Here is a 19,667-nt window from a genome sequence, read left to right as displayed (position 1 = left end):
GAGAAATACGGCATGGACAGGGAGCTGTGCAGCCGACGCGGGGGGGAGGGGGTGGCAGTTGCTGTTGGTGAAACGGTCGCGTCCTGCGCACTGTCCGCCGAGGCCGGGGGGGCGGGCATGGCCAGCCAGGCCAGCACGAGCAGCGTCGAAACGGCCGTAACCGCAGGTGCGGCAAGAGTGCGACGAATCCGAGCGTTCATGGCTTCCCCCTGTCTCAGGTGACTGGTGTTGTATGCAACTATAACACCGGCACGCCGTCGTGCAAGCCTTTGCCGGACCCAACTGATGGCAGGGGGGGGCATATGACCGGAATGTTCATTCAACTCATTGTTTTTCAATACAAATAGAAATGCGCCAGGGAAGGCTCAAGGCCGTCCTTCCATTCAGTATTGTCCAGGCCGCGTCATTCGTGCGCTGTGCCCGGGCGCCGGCAGGCAAAGCCGCCATGCCGCGCAAAGCCGGCCCGGACGGCGCCTGCCGGGGCGGTGCAGGCCCGGTGCTATAGTTCGGCCGATCCCCGGCCCGTACCGGTCGGGCCCTGTAAAAGGCCACTACGGACTGACCTTGATGCCTCTGCCGACCGTTTCCCTGCGCCGCCTGCGTGGGCTCACCCTGCTGGCCCTGATGGTTGCCGGCGTTGCCGGTCCGGCCAGTGCGCTGGCCGCCGATCTGCTTGACCTGTCGTACCGTCCGTTGGCGGGCAAGCAGCAGGTCAATCTGCAGCAGCGTTATCACGGGCAGGTGCTGCTGGTGGTCAATACCGCCAGCAAATGTGGCTACACCCCGCAGTACGAAGGCCTGGAAGCCCTGCACAAGCGCTATGCCGGCCGGGGTTTTGCCGTGCTCGGTTTTCCGTCCAACGACTTCAAGGGCCAGGAGCCGGGCGACGAGAAGCAGATCCAGGACTTCTGCACGCTGACCTACGGGGTCAGGTTCCCCATGTTCGAGAAGGTGCATGTGATTGGCGCGCAGGCCACGCCGTTGTACCAGCGGCTGACCGCAGCCACCGGCGTGGCGCCGGGATGGAACTTCCACAAATACCTGGTCGGCCGCGATGGCAAGGTCATCGCCCAGTTCGCCAGCAAGGTGACGCCCGACGATCCGCAGTTGACTGCGGCCATCGACAAGGCTTTGGCCGCCGCCCAGCATTGATATCCGGCACGGATGCCTCGACATCGGGGGCATGCGTGCGACAATGGTTCTTTTCGCGCCGACGTCGGCGCCCAGACACTTCCAGGAATGCAGCGAATGAAGATGGGAATGCGCGGCGCCGCGGCGTCGGTTCTGATTCTGGCGATGGGCACTTCGGGTGTCGCTCTGTCGCAACAACCGGCTGCCCCGGCAGCCGCCAAGGAGACCGCAACCTTGAATTCCCCCAAGCAGAAGCTGGGCTATGCCATCGGCCTGGACGTGGCCAAGTCGTTCACCCCGATCGCCGGTGAGATCGACGTGGCCGCGCTGCGCACCGCCGTGGAGCGCTCCTTCGAAGGCCTGCAGCCGCAGATCACCCAGGAACAGGCCAAGGCCACCGACGCTGCGCTGCGCCAGGTGGTGATGGCACGCAGCGGCCAGCAGGTGCCGGGCGTGGCGCCGGGCACGCAGCCGCCGAAGGTCGATCGTGTCAAGGTCTCGCAGATGATCGGTTCCTACTCGGTCGGTCCGTCGCTGGCACAGCTGAAGGACGACATCGATGTTGCCGCATTGTTTGACGCAATCAGCACGGGCCTGAGCAAGGGCCAGCCGAAGATGACGGAAGCTGACGCGACCGCCACCATCCAGGCCTTCATGGGCAGCAAGCAGGCCGAGATGCAGGCCAAGGCCGCCGCCGCCGCGCAGACCAACCGCGAGGAAGGCAATGCGTTCCTGGCCAAGAACAAGACCCAGCCGGGCGTGGTGACCACCGCGTCGGGCCTGCAGTACCAGGTGATCCGCCCGGGCAGTGGCGAGCGTCCGCTGCCGAGCAGCAAGGTGCGTGTCAACTACGAAGGCAAGCTGCTCAATGGCACCGTGTTCGACAGCTCCTACGGCCGCCAGCCGGCCGAGTTCGGCCTGGACCAGGTGATCAAGGGCTGGACCGAAGGCGTGGCACTGATGCCGGTCGGTTCGAAGTACCGCTTCTGGATCCCGGGCGAACTGGCCTATGGCGAGAACGGCACCCCGGGTGGCCCGATCGGCCCGAACGCCACGCTGACGTTTGACGTCGAACTGCTGGGCGTTCTGCCGTAAGTCATCCAGGAGCGAATACGGACATGCGCGTTGCAATTTTTGGTACCGGTTACGTAGGGCTGGTGACTGGTACCTGCCTGGCCGATGTCGGTCATCAGGTGGTCTGTGTCGATATCGACCAGGCCAAGGTGGACGGCCTCAACCAGGGCATCATCCCGATCTACGAGCCGGGCCTGGAACCGATGGTGAAGGCCAATCACGCGGCCGCGCGGCTGGCGTTCACCACGGATGCGGCTTTGGCGATCGGCCATGGCCAGGTGGTGTTCATCGCCGTCGGCACGCCGCCGGACGAGGACGGGAGTGCTGACCTGCAGTACGTGCTGGCCGTGGCCCGCACCATCGGCCGCCACATGGCCGTGCCGACGGTGGTGGTGAACAAGTCGACGGTGCCGGTGGGCACCGCCGACAAGGTGCGTGCCGCCATTGCCGAAGAGCTGGCAGCGCGTGGCGCGGACATCGCCTTCGACGTGGTCTCCAACCCCGAATTCCTGAAGGAAGGCGATGCGGTGGCCGACTGCATGCGCCCGGACCGCATCATCATCGGTGCCAGCAGTGCCGAATCGGTGGCGGTGATGCGTCGCCTGTACGCGCCGTTCAACCGCAACCACGACCGCGTGGTGGAAATGGACGTGCGTTCGGCCGAGCTGACCAAGTACGCGGCCAACGCCATGCTGGCGACCAAGATTTCGTTCATGAACGAAATCGCCAACATCGCCGAGCGCGTGGGCGCCGACGTCGAGCAGGTCCGCCAGGGCATCGGTTCGGATCCACGTATCGGTTGGCACTTCATCTATCCCGGTGCAGGTTACGGCGGCTCGTGCTTCCCCAAGGACGTGCAGGCGCTGGCGCGCACCGCGCAGCAGTATGGCCTGGAGCCGAAGCTGTTGAACGCGGTCGAAGCCGTGAACGATGCACAGAAGGGCCACCTGTTCGCACTCATCCAGCGCCACTACGACAAGGGCGAGGACGAAGGCGTGCGCGGCAGGACCTTCGCCGTGTGGGGCCTGGCCTTCAAGCCCAACACCGACGACATGCGCGAAGCCTCCAGCCGCCGCCTGCTGGCGCAGCTGTGGGAAGGCGGTGCGACGGTGCGCGCCTACGATCCGGAAGCGATGCACGAGTCGCAGCGCATCTTCGGCGATCGTGATGATCTGGTGTTCTGCGCCAGCGCCAACGAGGCCCTGGAAGGGGCCGATGCATTGGTGGTAGTGACCGAGTGGAAGCAGTTCCGCAGCCCCGATTTCCAGAAGCTGCGCGAGCAGCTCAAGGATGCGGTGGTGTTCGATGGCCGCAACCTCTACGAACCTGCCGACGTTGAAGCCGCCGGGCTGGCCTACTACGGCATTGGCCGGGGGCGCTCGCTGCATGTCTGATCTGCCCACCGAACGCGAGCAGGCGCTGGAAGCGCGCCTGGTCGAACTGGAAATGCGCGTGTCCTTCCAGGAACAGGCACTGGCCGAGTTGAGCGATGCGCTGGCCGATGCCCGCATGCAGGGCATGCGCAATGCCGACGTGCTGCGCGTGCTGCTGGAAGATCTCGGCAAGGTCCGCAACGCACTGAATTCTTCCGATCCGGCGAGCGAACCGCCGCCGCCGCACTACTGATCCGAATCCTATGAGCGATACCCTCCGCGACCAGCTGATGGGCCTGGGCTTCAAGCCGGCGCCCAAGCCCGAGCGCAAGAATGATGGCCCCCGCCGTGATGGCCGCCCGCAGGGCAAGGGTGGCAATGGCAATGGAAAGCCGCAGGGCGCCGGCAAGGGCGAACACAAGCCTGGCGAGCGCCGTGGTGGCCACGGCCAGGCTGGTGCAGGCAAGCCCGGGCAGTCCCGCGGGCCCGGCCAGCAAGGCCCGCGCAAGCCGCGTTCTGCCGAAGAGATGGATCTGGCCAAGGCCTATGCGATCCGTGCGCAGAAGGAAAAGGAAGAACGGATCGAGACCGAGCGCCTGAAGCAGGAAGAAGCGCGCGTTCGCCGCGAGGCCAAGGCCAAGCTGGAAGAACTGCTGAAGGGCAAGAGCCTGAATGCCGAAGCGGCCGATATTGCCCGCCACTTCCCGTATGGCGGCAAGATCAAGCGAATCTACGTGACCGCTGAACAGCTGACCGCGCTCAATGCCGGTGAACTGGGCGTGGTCCAGCTCAATGGCCGGTACCTGCTGGTGACCGCCGAGGTGCTGGCGCAGTCCGAGGCGGTGTTCGCCGCATCGGTGGCGCTGAAGGTCGATCCGAATGCGCCGGCCGAGGAAGATCCGTACGCCGACCCGCAGTACCAGGTACCGGACGACCTGGTCTGGTAAACGCGTGACCGCCGCGGGCGCGCTGCCATCGCGGCCGTGGGGGAAGGGATGACCGCTGATCCTAGCCGCGGCTATGTGCCGCACATCGACGGCCTGCGCGCGATTGCCGTGCTGGCCGTCATCGTGTTCCACCTCGACCCGGCCTGGCTGCCAGGTGGGTTCACCGGTGTGGACGTGTTCTTCGTCATCTCCGGCTTCGTGGTCAGTGCGTCGGTGCACCGGTTGCCGCCGCTACCGCTGGGGCAGTCGATGCTGCGCTTCTATGCGCGCCGCATCCGCCGCATCGCGCCCGCCCTGGTGACCTGCCTGTTGCTGACCGCGCTGGCCAGCGTGCTGTTCATTCCCGAGTCCTGGCTCAGCGAGGCCAGTGACAAGACCGGGCTGATGGCCCTGTTCGGCTTCAGCAACTGGGTACTGGCAGCGATCGGCAATGATTACTTTGCGCCCAGGGCCGAGTTCAATCCCTATACCCATACCTGGTCGCTGGGGGTGGAGGAGCAGTTCTATCTGATCTTCCCGCTGTTGTTCCTGGCCTGGGCGCGCGGTGCGCGCGGGCGCTGGATCAGCCTGGGCCTGTTTGCGCTGGTCAGTGTGGCGTCGCTGCTGCATGCGGCGTTGCTGGGCATGCGCGAGGCGCCGCCGCCGTGGGCGTTCTATGCCACCAGCACGCGCCTGTGGCAACTGGGGGTGGGCGTGCTGCTGTTCCAGCTGCTGCACGTGCGTGAATCGCTGGACCCGACAACCGGCCAGGCACTGAAGCGCGCTGCGCCGGTGTTCTCCCTGCTGGCCATGGTGGCGCTGGCCCTGCTGGGGTGGGCGCTGTGGTCCGCGCGCGCGGGGCATTCCCCATGGCCGGATGGTCTGCTGCCCGCCTCGGCCACCGCAGGGCTGCTGTGGGCGCTGCATCATCATCCGCAGGCCTGGGTGGCGCGCCTGCTGGCCAGTGCCCCGATGCGCCGTGTCGGCCTGCTGTCGTATTCACTGTACCTGTGGCACTGGCCGGTATTCGTGCTGATGCGCTGGACCGTGGGCCTGCAGACACCCGCGCAGATGATTGCTGCGATGGCGCTGGTACTGCTGCTGTCGTGGGCGTCGTGGCGCTGGGTGGAGCAACCCTTCCGTGGCACGTTGGCGCAGCACCTGCGCCCGGGGCGATGGGTGCTGGCCGGCGCAGGGGTGCTGCTGCTCGTTGCCGGCCTGCAGACACTGCTCTACCAGCAGGCGCCACGGCTGTCGTTGAGCACGGTCAGCCGGCATCCAGCCGATTGGTACCCCGATGGCAGAAGCGTGGCCGGGGATTATCCCGGCTGTGCACTGGCGGTGGGCAAGCATCGCTTCGAGGGAGGCAGTGCACGCACCTATGCCCGCGGCAACTGCGACCGTCCGCTGCCTCCGGGCGCGCCGAAGCGGGTGTTCGTAGCCGGTGATTCGCATGCGATGGCCTACATCGAGCTGCTGCAGCGGCTGGCGCTGGAAACCGGCTCGGAGGTCTCCCTCTATGGCCGCGGCGGATGCCCGCAGGTGAGCCTTCAGAAGTGGCGCGGTGCCGGTGCCGGTTGCGCTGATTTCGACGCAGCGGTGTTCGCCGACATCGCGCGCCGTGCGCAACCGGGTGACGCGGTAGTGCTGGTGTCGCTGCGGGTTCCGCGCCTGTCCGATCAGTTCGTGCTGTTCGACGCGCAGGCGCAGTTGGCCGGTGAGCTGACCGCAGAAGCGGCAGCCGGGCGCGAGGCCGAGGTGGCCGAAGCGATCGCGCAGTGGAGGCCGCTGGCCGAGCGTGGCGTGCGCATCGTGCTGGAGGCGCCCAAGCCGGTGCTGCCGGCGCCACCGTATCGCTGTTCGGACAGCTTCAATGCGCGCAACACGGTCTGCCGCAATGGCCTGGACAGCACGCGCGAGGCGATGGAGACGCTGCGCGCGCCCATGCTGGGCAGCCTGCGGCAGGTGGTCGACGGCCTGCCCGGCGGCGTTCTCTGGGATCCGTTGCCGGCACTGTGCGACGACCGGCTGTGCCCGGCACAGCGTGATGGCCGGCCGCTGTTCTTCGATGGCGATCACCTCAGTGCGCAGGGCAATCGCGTGCTGTTGCCTTCGCTGCAGCAGGTGGTGCTGCAGCGCTGAGTCAGTGTGCGCTGCGGGGCCGGCGTGCGCGTATCAGCGGCAGGCTCAGCGCGAAGAAGCAGAGCAGGGCGCCGACCAGGGCGAAGCCGCTGCCGGCCAGGAAGGCCGTGCGGCCGTCGTCGATCTTCCACAGCTGACCGGCGATCAGTGCGCCCAGTACGCCGCCCACGCCGGACGAGAAGCCGTACAGCAGGCCCTGGCCGTGACCATTGAGGCGGCCCGGGAAGTAGGTGGCCAGCATCTGCATCGCAGCCGCGAAGAAGGCGGCAAAGCCCAGCGCATGCGCGGTCTGCGCCAGCAGCATCACCGGCAGGTTTTCGGGGAACAGGGCGGTCACCGCCCAGCGCAGGCAGGAACTGACCAGCGCGATCAACAGCATCCAACTGGCGTCATAGCGGCGGAAGAAGCGGCCGATGGTGAAGAACACGCCCACTTCGAAGACGACGCCGATGGTCCACAGCAGGCCGAGGGTGGAGGTGCGGTAACCATGATGGTCCATGTAGACCGAAAAGAACGTGTAGTACGGGCCGAATGACAGCTGCTCCATGAACGCGGCCAGGAAGAACGCCAGCACCGGCGGGCGGCGCACGATCTGCCAGAAGCCGCTGGCATCGCCCTGGGTCCTGCCGATATCGCGCGCATAGTGGTTGCTGAAGGCCGATGCCACCAGCAAGGCGAACAGCGGCAGCATCATCCAGGGCAGCAAGCCGGCGTGGTTGCTGTCGCCATCGCCTTCGATCAGCCAGCCGAACAGGGTGACCACGGCGATGAAGCCGAGTGAGCCCCAGACCCGGATCAACCCGTAGCGATGGCTGTCGTTGCCCAGGTGAGTGAGGGTGATCGACTCGAACTGCGGCATCACCGCGTTGTAGAAGAAGCAGAACACAACCATGGCCGGGTACATCCAGGGCTGCGGGAGCGGCAGCAGGAACACCGCGAAGCTGAGCAGTGTCAACACGCAGCCGACGCGCAGCAGGCGGATCGGCCGTGGCGATGCTGCCGCCAGCGAGGTCCAGGTACTGGGTGCGACGACGCGGGTGGCGTACCACAGGCCCATCATCACGCTGATCGCGGTCACGCTCATGCCGCGCGCGGTCAGGAACAGGCTCCAGTACGGGGTGAACGCGCCCAGCGCCGCGTAGTAGAACAGGTAAAAGCTGGAGAGGCGGGCAACGGGAACGGTCATCGCGGAATGATGAGGCAAAAAAGGGGACGGAGGGGATTAAGTCGCGAATGCATAAACGACTTAATCCCCTCCGTCCCCTTTTTGTGTCATTCGGGGTCGTAGTCGAGGTTGGAGGCCAGCCAGCGCTCGGCCTGTGTGCGGTCAACACCCTTGCGCCGGGCGTAATCGCTGACCTGTTCGCGGCTGAGCCGGCCAACCACGAAGTACTGGCTCTGCGGGTGGCTGAAGTAGTAGCCCGACACCGCCGCAGTGGGCAGCATCGCGAAGCTCTCGGTCAGCTCCATGCCGGCGTTGGCCTCGGCCTGCAGCAGGTCGAACAGGCGGCGCTTCTCGCTGTGCTCGGGGCAGGCCGGGTAGCCGGGCGCTGGGCGGATGCCGCGGTACTGCTCATCGATCAGTGCCTCGTTGTCCAGCGCCTCGGCACGGTCATAGCCCCAGAATTCGGTGCGCACGCGCTGGTGCAGGCGCTCTGCGAGCGCTTCGGCAAGGCGGTCGGCCAGTGCCTTCAGCAGGATCGCGTTGTAGTCGTCATGCTCGGCTTCGAAGCGTGCGACGTGCGCGTCGATACCGATGCCGGCGGTCACCGCGAACGCGCCGATCCAGTCGTCGCGGCCACTGTCGGCCGGGGCGATGAAATCGGCGAGGCAGAAATCCGGGCGCTCGGCCGGCTTGTCCACCTGCTGGCGCAGGAAGTGCAGGGTGGTCTCGCCCTGCGGATGCTGCACGCGCACGTCATCGCCGATGCTGTTGGCTGGCCACAGGCCAAACACCGCCTTGGCGGTCAGCCACTTCTCGCCGACGATGCGGTCCAGCATCGCGCGCGCGTCGCGGTACAGTTCGCTGGCCTGGATGCCGACGATCTCGTCGGTGAGGATGGCCGGAAACTTGCCGGCCAGCTCCCACGCCTGGAAGAACGGGGTCCAGTCGATGTAGTCCACCAGTTCGGCCAGCGGGTAGTCATCGAACACGTGCAGGCCCGGCTGCCTGGGGGCCGGCGGTGTGTAGTTCGCCCAGTCGCCCTGGAACTTCTGCCCGCGTGCGTGCTCCAGCGGGACCAGGCGCTTGGCATCGCCACGGTTGCGATGGCGCGCGCGGATCTCGGCGTAGTCGGCTTCGTTGGCAGCGACGAAAGCCTCGCGCAGATCACGCGAGATCAGCGATTGAGCCACGCCCACCGCACGCGAGGCATCCTTCACCCACACCGTGGGTGCCTTGTAGTGCGGGTCGATCTTCAGGGCCGTGTGCGCACGCGAGGTGGTTGCCCCGCCGATCAGCAGCGGCAGGTCGAAACCCTGGCGCTCCATTTCGCGCGCGACGTGGCTCATTTCTTCCAGCGAGGGGGTGATCAGCCCGGACAGGCCGATCAGGTCGGCATGGTGCTCGCGCGCGGCGTCGAGGATCTTCTGTGCGGGCACCATCACGCCCAGGTCGATGACGTCGAAGTTGTTGCAGGCCAGGACCACGCCGACGATGTTCTTGCCGATGTCATGCACGTCGCCCTTCACCGTGGCCATGATGATGCGGCCGTTGCTCTTGGCGGTATCGCCGCTGCGGGCTTTCTCGGCCTCGATGTAAGGCAGCAGGTAGGCCACTGCCTTCTTCATCACGCGCGCGGATTTCACCACCTGCGGCAGGAACATCTTGCCGGCGCCGAACAGGTCGCCGACGATGTTCATGCCATCCATCAGCGGGCCCTCGATCACGTCCAGCGGGCGGCTGGAAGCCTGCCGGGCCAGCTCGGTGTCTTCCTCGACCCACGCGTCCAGGCCATGCACCAGCGCATGCGCCAGGCGCTGCGCCACCGGCTTCTCGCGCCAGGCCAGATCTTCGGCCTTGGCCGTGCCCTTCCTGCCCTTGTAGCGCTCGGCGATCTCCAGCAGGCGCTCGGTGGCATCACTGCGGCGATTGAGGATCACATCCTCCACGCGCTCGCGCAGCTCCGGTTCCAGTTCGTCGTAGATCGGCATGGCGCCAGCATTGACGATACCCATGTCCATGCCGGCGGCGATGGCGTGGTACAGGAACACCGAGTGGATGGCCTGGCGCACCGTTTCGTTGCCACGGAACGAGAACGACACGTTGGACACGCCACCGGAGACATGGCAGTGCGGCAGCGTCTGCTTGATGATGCGGGTGGCTTCGATGAAGTCCACCGCATAGTTGTCGTGTTCTTCGATACCGGTGGCGACGGCGAAGATGTTCGGGTCGAAGATGATGTCCTGCGGCGGGAAGCCGATCTCATCGACCAGGATGCGGTAGGCGCGGGTGCAGATTTCCACCTTGCGTGCGCAGGTGTCGGCCTGGCCGGTTTCGTCGAAGGCCATCACCACCGCGGCCGCGCCGTAGCGCAGCACCTTGCGTGCGTGCTCGCGGAAAAGTGCCTCGCCTTCCTTCAGCGAGATCGAGTTGACCACGCTCTTGCCCTGCAGGCACTTCAACCCGGCCTCGATCACGCTCCACTTGGAAGAGTCGACCATCACCGGGATGCGGGCGATGTCCGGCTCGGACATGATCAGGTTGAGGTAGCGGGTCATCGCTGCCTCCGAATCGATCAGGCCTTCATCCATGTTGACGTCGAGGATCTGCGCGCCGCTGGCCACCTGCTGGCGGGCGACATCCACGGCCTCCTCGTAGCGGCCTTCCTTGATGAGCTTGCGGAACTGCGCGCTGCCGGTGACGTTGGTGCGCTCGCCGACATTGACGAACAGCAGGTCCGGAGTGATGACCAGCGGCTCCAGGCCTGACAGGCGGGTGTAAGGGGCGGTGTTCATGCGGCCTGCTGCTCCTGCGCGCCAGGCAGCGGACGGGGTGGCAGGCCAGCGACGGCCTGGGCGATGGCGCGGATGTGCTCGGGGGTGGAGCCGCAGCAGCCACCGACCAGGTTCAGCAGGCCATCCTCGGCGAAGCCGCGCAGCGTCGCGGCCATTTCCTCGGGCGTTTCGTCGTATTCGCCAAAGGCATTGGGCAAGCCGGCGTTGGGGTGTGCGCTGACATGGCAGTCGGCCACGCGCGACAGGGCCTCCACATGCGGGCGCATCGCGTCGGCGCCGAGCGCGCAGTTCAGGCCGATCGACAGCGGCCGCGAATGCGCCAGCGAGGCGTGGAAGGCGTCGGCGGTCTGTCCCGACAGGGTGCGGCCGGAGGCATCGGTGATGGTGCCGGAGATCATCACCGGCAGCCGCGCACCGCGTGCATCGAAGGCTTCTTCCAGCGCATACAGCGCGGCCTTGGCATTGAGCGTATCGAAGATGGTCTCGACCATCAGCGTGTCGGCGCCGCCATCGATCAGGCCTTCGATCGCCTCGCGATAGGTATCGCGCAGTTCATCGAAGCTGGTGTTGCGGAAGCCGGGATCGTTCACGTCCGGGCTGATCGAGGCGGTACGGCTGGTGGGCCCGATCACACCGATGACGAAGCGCGGCTTGTCCGGCGTGGTGGCCTCGACCGCATCGCAGCAGGCGCGCGCGACGGCTGCGCCGGCCTTGTTCAGCTCATACACCAGGTGTTCCAGGTGGTAATCGGCCTGGCTCACGGAGGTGGCGTTGAACGTGTTGGTTTCCACCAGGTCGGCGCCGGCCAGCAGATAGGCGGTATGGATGTCAGCAACGATCTGCGGGCGGGTCAGCAGCAGCAGATCGTTGTTGCCCTTCAGGTCGTGACCCTCGGGCGCGGCGTGGTCGCAGCCGGGTCCATGGGCGTGATCGTAGCCGCCGGCGAAGCGCTCGCCGCGATAATCCTGCTCCTGCAGCCCGTGGCGCTGGATCATGGTGCCCATGGCACCATCGATGATCAGGATCCGCTCGCGCAGGGCGGCGAGCAGGGCATTGGCACGATCAGGATGCAACCAGGGCAGGGCGGGCATGGCGGTCTCGAGCTCAGGGCTTGTTGGCGATCAGCGAGATCACCTCGAAATGCGGCGGGCGCTTTTCGCGGGTGACCGTCTCCAGGCTCGACACCTGCAGGCCGGCCTTGTCGACGAACTTGCGCAGCTCCTTGTCGCTGAAGCCGAGGTTGACGTGGCCATACGCCTCGACTGCAGCCTTGTGTTCGTGGCGCGCCAGGCTGCACAGCAGCAGCCGGCCGCCGGGACGCAGTACGCGTGCGGCCTCGGTGACCGCCTGCGCCGGCTTGCTGGCGTAGGTCAGCGCGTGCATCAGCACCACCAGGTCGAAGCTGCGGTCCTTGAACGGCAGCGCGTGCATGTCGCCCTCGCGCACTTCCACGTTGGGCAGGCGGCGCAGGCGCTCGCTGGCGGCGGCGACCACGCGCGCACTGGTGTCAATGCAGACGTAGCGCTTGGCATGCGGGGCGACCAGTTCGGCCAGCACGCCGTCACCGGAGGCGATGTCGAGCACGTCGCCGGTTTCCAGCAACGGCAGGGCGGTCCGTGCCAGCGCCTCCCAGGTGCGGCCCGGGGAATAGTGGCGTTCCATGTCGCCTGCCACGCTGTCGGCCCAGTTCTGGTCGGAAGCGCGGTGGGCCAGCACGGCGGCCACCCGTTCAGCATCCTGGCGCAGCAGCGGGTCGTCGCTTCCATTGCTCAAGGCGTGCCACAATGCACGCTGCGCCGGGTCCAGCTGGGCCTCGTCGAAGCGGTAGTAGGCCGACACGCCGGCACGGCGATCGCGGACCAGCCCGGCTTCCTTCAGGCGCGCCAGGTGGGTCGACACGCGTGGCTGCGCCAGCCGGGTGATCGCCGACAGCTCGGCCACGGTCAGCTCTTCCTGTTCCAGCAGCGCCAGCAGGCGCACGCGGGTGGCATCGGCGAACACCTTCAGGCGGGTCGACCAGTCTTCCAGATCCATAAATATCTACCTATCGCGATATAGAGATATATTCGCCGAGAAGGCCTGCCAGGGTCAAGTCGCTGGCGTACGGAACCATTCATGCCCCGGTACAATCGAGCTACCTGGGCGCACCGTACGCGGCCCATAACTTCATGTACCCGGGAGGGTGTTGTGGATTTCAGCTTTACCGAAGAGCAGTTGATGCTGCAGGACGTGGCGCGTCGCATCGCGCAGGAGAAGATCGCCCCCAGCGCGGAGCACCATGACCGCACCGGCGAGTTCCCGTTGGACAACATCCGCCTGCTGGGCGAGAACGGGTTGATGGGCATCGAAGTGCCGACCGAATACGGCGGCGCAGGCATGGACCCGGTTGCGTACGTGCTGGCGATGGTGGAGGTCGCCGCCGGTGATGCTGCGCATTCGACCATCATGTCGGTGAACAATTCGCTGTTCTGCAATGGCATCCTGACCCATGGCAGCGAAGCACAGAAGCAGAAATACGTGCGTGCCATCGCCGAGGGCGAGGCCATCGGTGCATTCGCGCTGACCGAGCCGCAGTCCGGTTCGGACGCCACGGCCATGCGTTGCCGGGCCGTGAAGCAGGCCGATGGCAGCTTCGTCATCAACGGCAAGAAGAGCTGGATCACCTCCGGCCCGGTGGCCAAGTACATCGTGCTGTTCGCGATGAGCGAGCCGGACAAGGGCGCGCGCGGCATCACCGCCTTCCTGATCGACACCGACAAGGCCGGCTTCGGTCGCGGCAAGACCGAGCCGAAGCTGGGCATCCGCGCTTCGGCCACCTGCGAGATCGAATTCAACGATTACGTGGCACAGCCCGAAGATGTGCTGGGCCAGGAAGGCGAGGGCTTCAAGATCGCGATGGGCGTGCTGGATGCCGGCCGCATCGGCATCGCCTCGCAGGCGATCGGCATTGCCCGCGCGGCCTATGAAGCCACGATCGAGTATGTGAAGGAGCGCAAGGCATTCGGCGCGGCCATCGGTACCTTCCAGATGACCCAGGCCAAGATCGCCGACATGAAGTGCAAGCTGGATGCGGCGCTGCTGCTGACCCTGCGCGCGGCGTGGGTGAAGGGCGAGGGCAAGCGATTCAGCAATGAAGCGGCCATCGCCAAGCTGACCGCTTCGGAGGCGGCGATGTGGATCACCCACCAGGCGGTGCAGATCCACGGCGGCATGGGCTATTCGAAGGAAATGCCGCTGGAGCGCTATTTCCGTGATGCCAAGATCACCGAGATCTATGAAGGTACCTCGGAAATCCAGCGCCTGGTGATCGCGCGCAACGAGACCGGGCTGCGCTGAGGCGCAACGGCCGCGCCGCTGTAATGGCGGCGTGGCCAGTAGCTCCACGCCACGCGTGGATGCGCTGTGCTCTTGGCCGAACGATGCCGCATCTGTTCCAATGCAGGCCGTTTTCATACGGTCTGCACAGATGATCTATCGTGGTTGGGGAATCCTGACACTGGTCACGCCGATCGCAGCGATCCTGCTGCTGGCGTATTTCTTCCCGCACGAAGGCCCCAAGGGCAACATCCCGCTATCGCAGGTGTTGCTGGGTGCCGGCATTGGCGCGGCGGTGAACGTGCTGCTGGGCCTGTGGCTCAACCGTGCACCCCGGCAGAAGGGCGAAGTCGCGCCCCATCATTTCTTCTTCGTGCCGATGCAGTGGGCCGCACTGGTTCTGGTGGCAGTGTGCGCGGTGGTCGCGCTGCTGCGCTGAAGCGTTGCCTGAGGGGCGCCAACGCCGGGTTGGCGGCTACCGCGCATGCCGTTGCTCGGGTAGATGCCAACCTTGGTGGGCATGCGGGCAGGCCCTTGCCTTGGTAGATGCCAACCTTGGTTGGCCTGCATTCAATCGCAGCGGCAACAGAAAAAGGCCCCGGATCACTCCGGGGCCTTCTCATTTCAGCGCACGGCCGGATCAGCGGTCCGGGCGGTGTGCAGCATCCGCGTCGCGCTGGCGTTCCATGAACTCCTTGGACGGTTCATCCAGCTTGTCGCCCAGCATGCGCCGCACGACCACGAAGAACACCGGAATCATCAGCAGGCCGAGCAGGGTGGCGAACAGCATGCCACCGATCACGCCGGTGCCGATGGCGTGGCGGGAGTTGGCGCCGGCGCCGGTGGAGATCGCCATCGGGATGACGCCCATGATGAACGCGAACGAGGTCATCAGGATCGGGCGGAAGCGCAGGCGCGCCGCCTCGATGGTGGCATCGCGCAGGTTCTTGCCCGCTGCGCGTTGCTCCACCGCGAACTCCACGATCAGGATCGCGTTCTTCGCTGCCAGGCCGATCACGGTGATCAGGCCGATCTTGAAGAACAGATCGTTGGGCAGGCCACGCAGCATCGACAGGCCCAGCGCGCCCAGCACGCCCAGCGGTACCACCAGCAGCACCGCTACCGGGATCGACCAGCTTTCATACAGCGCGGCCAGGCACAGGAACACCACCACGATGGACAGCACCAGCAGCAGGGTCGCGGCGTTGCCGGCCAGGATTTCCTGGTAGGACATGCCGGACCAGTCGTAGCCGAAGCCGGCCGGCAGGTCGTCGTTGACGATGCTCTCCATCGTCTGCATCGCTTCACCCGAGCTGGTGCCCGGGGCCTGCGAGCCGACGATGTTGATCGCCGAGTAACCGTTGTAGCGGCTCAGCGACGGCGGTGCCGACACCCACTCGGACTTGACCACCGTGTTGAGCGGGATCATCGCGTTGGTGCCATCGGCATTGGTGGTCAGGCTGGACGGGCTGTAGAAGCTCTTCAGCGATTCCTGGCCGGTGCGGTACGGGCCATCGGCCTGCATGGTCACGCGCTTGATGCGGCCCTCGTAGAAGAAGTCGTTGACATACACCGGTGCCAGCATCAGCTGGATGGTGCTGTACACGTCCGACACCGACATGCCCATCGACTGCGCCTGCACGCGATCGACGTGCAGCTGCAGCTGTGGCGCGTTCTCCAGGCCGTTGGGGCGCACGCCGACCAGCGCTTCAGGCTTCTGCGCGGCCTTGCCGAGCAGGATGTTGCGTGCCTGGGTGAGCTGCTCGTAGCCGGCACCACTGCGATCCTGCAGCCACATGTCGAAGCCGCCGAACTGGCCCAGGCCCTGCACGGTGGGCAGGTTGACCACGAAGATCTGCGCTTCCTTGATGCCGTAGAACGCGCCGTTCATGTTCTGGATGAACTCCGGCGCGGTGAACTTGCGTTCCTCCCACGGCTTCAGGCGGATGAAGCCCATGCCCACGTTCTCGCCGGAACCGACAAAGCTGAAGCCGGCCACCTGCAGCATGCCTTCATAGCCATCCTGCTTTTCCAGGATGCCACGCATCTGCGCGAACACTTCGTTGGTCTGGCCCTTGGTCGAACCCGGCGGCAGCTGCACGATCGCCAGCGCATAGCCCTGGTCTTCTTCCGGCAGGAAGCTGCCCGGCATGCGGGTGAACAGGAAGCCGCACAGCGCGGTCAGCACCACGAACAGGATCATCCAGCGCGGGGCGTGGCGCACCGCCGAGGTGATATGCCCCACGTAGGTGTGGCTGATCTTGTCGTAGTACTTGTTGAAGGTGCGGTAGACGATGTTCGGGTTGTCGTTGTGCGTCGGCTTCAGGAAGGTCGCGCACAGCGCCGGGGTGAAGCCCAGTGCCAGGAATGCCGAGAAGGCCATCGAGATGGCGATGGTCAGCGCGAACTGCTTGTAGATCTCGCCGGCGGCACCGCCCTGCAGTGCCGACGGGATGAACACCGCCGCCAGCACGACGGTGATCGCCACCACCGCGCCGGTGATCTGGGTCATCGCCTTCTGCGTGGCCGGCTTCGGCGCCAGCCCTTCCTCGGTCATGATGCGCTCGACGTTCTCGATCACCACGATCGCGTCATCGACCACGATGCCGATCGCCAGCACCATCGCAAACAGGGTCAGCTGGTTGATCGTGAAGCCGATCATCCACATGCCCAGGAAGGTGCCGAGCAGGGCCACCGGGATGACCAGGGTCGGGATCAGCGTGGCGCGGAAGTTCTGCAGGAAGATCAGCATCACCAGGAACACCAGCAACACCGCTTCGAACAGGGTCTTGACCACTTCCTGGATCGAGATCTTGACGAAGGTGGTGCTGTCGTACGGCGAGAACCAGGTCACGCCGGACGGGAAGCTGGGCTGCAGTTCGTCCATCTTGGCGCGCACCGCGTCGGCCACGTTCAGGGCGTTGGCGCCCGGCAGCAGCTGGATGGCGAAGGCACCGGTGGGCTTGCCGTTGTACTGGGTATCAAAACCGTAGTTGTTGGCACCGAAGGCTACGCGGGCAATGTCCTTGAGCAGCACGCGCGAGCCGTCGGGGTTGGCGCGCAGGATGATGTTCTCGAATTCCTGCGGCGAGCTGAAGCGGCCTTCGGCCGAGACCGTGGCGGTGAAGTGCTGGCCTTCCGGCGACGGGTCCGAACCCAGCGCACCGGCGGCGAACTGCACGTTCTGCGCGCGTACCGCGGCCAGCACCTGGCTGGCCGACAGGCCGTAGCCCTGCATCTTCTCCGGGTTCAGCCAGATGTTCATGGCGTACTCGGAGCCGAACTGCTGGGTGCTGCCGACGCCGGGGATGCGCGAGACCTGGTCGAGCACGCGCGAGCCCACGATGTCGTTCAGGGCGTCACGGTTGATGGTCGGCGTATCGGACTGCAGCGCGATCACCATCAGGAAGCCGGCGTTGGCCTTGGCCACCACCACGCCCTGCTGGGTCACTTCCGACGGCAGTCGTGGCGTGGCCAGCGAGACCTTGTTCTGCACCTGCACCTGGGCGATGTCCGGATCGGTACCGGTCTCGAAGGTCAGGGTGATCGAGGCGCGGCCGTTGGAGGCGGATGAGGAACTGAAGTACAGCAGGTGATCGATACCGGTCAGCTGCTGCTCGATCACCTGGGTGACCGATTTTTCCGTGGTGTCGGCACTGGCACCCGGGTAGGTGGCCGAGACGGTCACCTGTGGCGGGGCGATGTTGGGGTAGGACTCCACACCCAGGTTGAGGATCGCGATCACGCCGCTGAGCGAGATCAGGATCGCAACCACCCAGGCGAAGACTGGATGCTCGATGAAAAATTTAGGCATGACGGAAGGTTCCCGTTACTGCTTGTTCGATTCGGTGGCGGCCGGCTTGGCCGCATCGGCCTGCTCGGGCTTGGCCGCGTCGGCCGGCGCATTGGCGGCCGCCGGTGCAGCGCCACCTGCGGCGGGCTTGCCATTGGCGTCCTGCCCCGGGGTCCACGGCTTGGCCACGGCCGGTGCGCCTTCCTTGACCTTCTGCACGCCGGCCACGATGACCTTGTCGCCGGCGGCCAGGCCATCGCTGACCAGCCAGTTGCCGTTCTGCGCGCCATCGGTCTTGACGTTCTTGCGAATGACCTTGCCGTCGGCGCCGACCACCATCACGTAGCCGCCGTTGGTGTCACGCAGCAGCGCCTGCTGCGGCACCAGGTAGGCGTTGTTGCGCTCGCCCAGATTGGCCTGGAAGCTGACGAACGCACCCGGCAGCAGGATCTGCTGCGGGTTCGGCAGCAGTGCACGCAGCGACACCGCGCCGGTGGCCGGATCGACCGTGGTCGAGGAGAAGTCCAGCGTGCCCGGCTCGCTGTAGGTGCTGCCATCGGCCAGCTTGACGTTGACCGTCGCCTTGCCATCGCCGGACAGCGCCAGCGCACCCTTGGCCTGCTGCGCGCGCAGCTGGGTCAGTTCGTCCACGCTCAGCGAGAAGTTCACGTACAGCGGATCGAGCTGATCGACGGTGGTCAGCAGGGTTACATCGCCCTGGCCGACCAGCGCACCCTCGGTGACCTGCTGCTTGTTGGCCACGCCGCTGATCGGTGCGGTCACCTCGGCGTAGCCCAGGTTGATCCGCGAGGAGGTCACCGCAGCTTCGGCCTGCTTGACCGCGGCCAGTGCGGTGCGCTCGGCCGATTCGGCGTTGTCCAGGTCGGACCTGGAGACGAACTGCTGCGGTGCCAGCGAACGGGCGCGGTCGGCGGCGACCTTGGCGTTGGCGTAGGTGGCGCGCGCCGAAGCCAGCTGCGCTTCGGACGCATTGAGCGAGGCGCGCAGCGGCGCCGGGTCGATCAGGAACAGGGTCTGGCCCTGCTTGACCTGCGAGCCTTCCTGGTAGACACGCTTGAGTAGAACGCCCGGCACGCGTGCGCGCACGTCGGCACTGCGGAACGGCGACAGGCGGCCGACCAGCTCACGCTGCAGCGGCAGGGTCTGCGGCTTGGCGTCGATCACGCCCACCTCCGGCGGCGGGGGTGTCTGCTGTTCCGGCTTCTTGCAGGCAGCCAGCGCGACAGCAACGGCGCACGTCAAGGCAAGGGTGCGGAGTGGGGCGGTCATCAGGAGGAACTCCGGGGTTGGTTTGTAGTCGGGGCCGGCGACGGCTGCGGCGCAAACGCGCGCAGGAAGCTGTCGACGGAGAACTCTGCCCAGCGCCGACGCTGCAACGCGTCATCACGATGGGCGGTATGGAAGCGCTGTTTGTCGAAATCCTGACCGGCGATCATGCTCAGCAGCAGTTCGGCCATGTAGTGCGGGTCGTCATGGCGGAGCCGGCCCTGCATGCAAACGGTTCCAATCCATTCAGCAAGATGAAGCGTCAGCGCGCCGGCGCCATGCCGGTACAGCGTACGCGCCTCTTCAGGAAACTGCGCGGCGTCGGCAGCGATCAGCCGACAGGCCTGGCCCACGTGCGGTTGGTTGAAATGCTCCAGGAAGTCGGTGGCGAACTGGAGCAGGCTGGCACGCAGGTCGTCAGTGCGGAGTGCACGCACCATGGCGCCGGTGGCGTGGCCGACATGGCGCTGCATGACCCGGCGCAGCAGCTCCTGCTTGCTGCCATAACGCGAGTACAGGGTCTGCTTGGAACAGCCGGCATGCTGGGCCACCGCGTCCATGCTTATCTGCATGCCCTGCTGGGCCAGCAGTTCGCGCACGGCATCGAACACGCGCTCATCGCGTGCGTCGAGGGCAACGGGAAGGTAGGCCGGGTTCACGCGGTGGACT

The 19,667-nt window shown here is 66.0% G+C and carries 15 protein-coding genes; 8 read left to right on the top strand and 7 right to left on the bottom strand.

The genetic code is table 11. The features are described from left to right. Positions 1 to 567: 567 nt before the first annotated feature. From ARC23_RS00465 to ARC23_RS00440, 6 genes are all read left to right on the top strand, one after another. Positions 568 to 1,152: a glutathione peroxidase gene (locus ARC23_RS00465; RefSeq protein ID WP_057495400.1), complete on the top strand. Its 585-nt coding sequence runs from the start codon at positions 568 to 570 to the stop codon at positions 1,150 to 1,152. Positions 1,153 to 1,248: 96 nt separating this feature from the next. Further along, positions 1,249 to 2,226, top strand: coding sequence for an FKBP-type peptidyl-prolyl cis-trans isomerase N-terminal domain-containing protein (locus ARC23_RS00460; protein WP_057495399.1), 978 nt, complete (start codon positions 1,249 to 1,251; stop codon positions 2,224 to 2,226). Positions 2,227 to 2,249: 23 nt separating this feature from the next. Further along, entirely contained in the window at positions 2,250 to 3,599 is a 1,350-nt protein-coding gene (locus tag ARC23_RS00455; RefSeq protein WP_057495398.1) for a UDP-glucose dehydrogenase family protein, read from the top strand. Then, positions 3,592 to 3,831, top strand: coding sequence for a SlyX family protein (locus tag ARC23_RS00450; protein WP_019660397.1), 240 nt, complete (start codon positions 3,592 to 3,594; stop codon positions 3,829 to 3,831). The genes ARC23_RS00455 and ARC23_RS00450 overlap by 8 nt, the downstream gene beginning before the upstream one ends. Before the next feature lie 10 nt (positions 3,832 to 3,841). Then, positions 3,842 to 4,525 (top strand): DUF2058 domain-containing protein, encoded by a 684-nt coding sequence (locus ARC23_RS00445; RefSeq protein WP_057495396.1) that lies wholly within the window; start codon positions 3,842 to 3,844, stop codon positions 4,523 to 4,525. A gap of 48 nt (positions 4,526 to 4,573) precedes the next feature. Continuing rightward, a complete protein-coding gene (locus tag ARC23_RS00440) occupies positions 4,574 to 6,646 on the top strand; it encodes an acyltransferase family protein (protein ID WP_057495395.1) in 2,073 nt (690 codons plus the stop codon). 1 nt (position 6,647) lies between these two features. On the opposite strand, the gene ARC23_RS00435 is transcribed toward ARC23_RS00440, so the two are convergent. From ARC23_RS00435 to ARC23_RS00420, 4 genes are all read right to left on the bottom strand, one after another. Further along, positions 6,648 to 7,832 carry an MFS transporter gene (locus ARC23_RS00435; protein ID WP_057495394.1) on the bottom strand — a complete coding sequence of 395 codons (1,185 nt, stop codon included), beginning with the start codon at positions 7,830 to 7,832 and terminating at the stop codon, positions 6,648 to 6,650. Between the two features lie 86 nt (positions 7,833 to 7,918). After that, the gene (metH, locus tag ARC23_RS00430) at positions 7,919 to 10,603 is read right to left on the bottom strand and encodes a methionine synthase (protein ID WP_057495393.1); all 2,685 of its coding nucleotides are present in this window, start codon (positions 10,601 to 10,603) and stop codon (positions 7,919 to 7,921) included. Next, positions 10,600 to 11,694 (bottom strand): homocysteine S-methyltransferase family protein, encoded by a 1,095-nt coding sequence (locus ARC23_RS00425; protein WP_057495391.1) that lies wholly within the window; start codon positions 11,692 to 11,694, stop codon positions 10,600 to 10,602. Before ARC23_RS00425 ends, metH begins: the two co-directional genes overlap by 4 nt. A gap of 13 nt (positions 11,695 to 11,707) precedes the next feature. Next, positions 11,708 to 12,637, bottom strand: coding sequence for an ArsR/SmtB family transcription factor (locus tag ARC23_RS00420; protein ID WP_057495390.1), 930 nt, complete (start codon positions 12,635 to 12,637; stop codon positions 11,708 to 11,710). A 153-nt stretch (positions 12,638 to 12,790) separates the two neighbouring features. Between ARC23_RS00420 and ARC23_RS00415 the strand changes: the two genes are divergently transcribed. Together ARC23_RS00415 and ARC23_RS00410 are read left to right on the top strand one after the other, a co-directional pair. Continuing rightward, positions 12,791 to 13,939 carry an acyl-CoA dehydrogenase family protein gene (locus ARC23_RS00415; RefSeq protein ID WP_057495389.1) on the top strand — a complete coding sequence of 383 codons (1,149 nt, stop codon included), beginning with the start codon at positions 12,791 to 12,793 and terminating at the stop codon, positions 13,937 to 13,939. Positions 13,940 to 14,069: 130 nt separating this feature from the next. Beyond that, the gene (locus ARC23_RS00410) at positions 14,070 to 14,357 is read left to right on the top strand and encodes a hypothetical protein (RefSeq protein ID WP_057495387.1); all 288 of its coding nucleotides are present in this window, start codon (positions 14,070 to 14,072) and stop codon (positions 14,355 to 14,357) included. A 201-nt stretch (positions 14,358 to 14,558) separates the two neighbouring features. Here the strand turns inward: ARC23_RS00410 and ARC23_RS00405 are convergent, their stop codons facing one another. The 3 genes from ARC23_RS00405 to ARC23_RS00395 are packed head-to-tail and all read right to left on the bottom strand — an operon-like array spanning position 14,559 to position 19,657. Next, a complete protein-coding gene (locus ARC23_RS00405; protein WP_057495386.1) occupies positions 14,559 to 17,732 on the bottom strand; it encodes a multidrug efflux RND transporter permease subunit in 3,174 nt (1,057 codons plus the stop codon). A gap of 15 nt (positions 17,733 to 17,747) precedes the next feature. Next, positions 17,748 to 19,001, bottom strand: coding sequence for an efflux RND transporter periplasmic adaptor subunit (locus tag ARC23_RS00400; RefSeq protein WP_057495385.1), 1,254 nt, complete (start codon positions 18,999 to 19,001; stop codon positions 17,748 to 17,750). Further along, complete coding sequence (locus ARC23_RS00395) at positions 19,001 to 19,657, bottom strand: TetR/AcrR family transcriptional regulator (protein ID WP_057495383.1); 657 nt, start codon at positions 19,655 to 19,657, stop codon at positions 19,001 to 19,003. Before ARC23_RS00395 ends, ARC23_RS00400 begins: the two co-directional genes overlap by 1 nt. Positions 19,658 to 19,667: the final 10 nt, after the last annotated feature.

Origin of the sequence: Stenotrophomonas beteli, assembly GCF_001431665.1 — a bacterium.
GTDB classification, from domain to species: domain Bacteria; phylum Pseudomonadota; class Gammaproteobacteria; order Xanthomonadales; family Xanthomonadaceae; genus Stenotrophomonas; species Stenotrophomonas beteli.
The sequence above is the reverse complement of the archived record's forward strand: the minus strand, read 5'-3'. Positions and strand labels throughout refer to the sequence as shown.

Excerpts from the sequence above, each read along its gene's own strand:
- ARC23_RS00440 (WP_057495395.1), top strand. The coding sequence starts at position 4,574 with ATGACCGCTGATCCTAGCCGCGGCTATGTGCCGCACATCGACGGCCTG.
- ARC23_RS00450 (WP_019660397.1), top strand. The coding sequence starts at position 3,592 with ATGTCTGATCTGCCCACCGAACGCGAGCAGGCGCTGGAAGCGCGCCTG.
- metH (WP_057495393.1), bottom strand. The coding sequence starts at position 10,603 with ATGAACACCGCCCCTTACACCCGCCTGTCAGGCCTGGAGCCGCTGGTC.
- ARC23_RS00400 (WP_057495385.1), bottom strand. The coding sequence starts at position 19,001 with ATGACCGCCCCACTCCGCACCCTTGCCTTGACGTGCGCCGTTGCTGTC.
- ARC23_RS00460 (WP_057495399.1), top strand. The coding sequence starts at position 1,249 with ATGAAGATGGGAATGCGCGGCGCCGCGGCGTCGGTTCTGATTCTGGCG.
- ARC23_RS00410 (WP_057495387.1), top strand. The coding sequence starts at position 14,070 with ATGATCTATCGTGGTTGGGGAATCCTGACACTGGTCACGCCGATCGCA.
- ARC23_RS00435 (WP_057495394.1), bottom strand. The coding sequence starts at position 7,832 with ATGACCGTTCCCGTTGCCCGCCTCTCCAGCTTTTACCTGTTCTACTAC.
- ARC23_RS00405 (WP_057495386.1), bottom strand. The coding sequence starts at position 17,732 with ATGCCTAAATTTTTCATCGAGCATCCAGTCTTCGCCTGGGTGGTTGCG.
- ARC23_RS00455 (WP_057495398.1), top strand. The coding sequence starts at position 2,250 with ATGCGCGTTGCAATTTTTGGTACCGGTTACGTAGGGCTGGTGACTGGT.
- ARC23_RS00465 (WP_057495400.1), top strand. The coding sequence starts at position 568 with ATGCCTCTGCCGACCGTTTCCCTGCGCCGCCTGCGTGGGCTCACCCTG.
- ARC23_RS00445 (WP_057495396.1), top strand. The coding sequence starts at position 3,842 with ATGAGCGATACCCTCCGCGACCAGCTGATGGGCCTGGGCTTCAAGCCG.
- ARC23_RS00420 (WP_057495390.1), bottom strand. The coding sequence starts at position 12,637 with ATGGATCTGGAAGACTGGTCGACCCGCCTGAAGGTGTTCGCCGATGCC.
- ARC23_RS00425 (WP_057495391.1), bottom strand. The coding sequence starts at position 11,694 with ATGCCCGCCCTGCCCTGGTTGCATCCTGATCGTGCCAATGCCCTGCTC.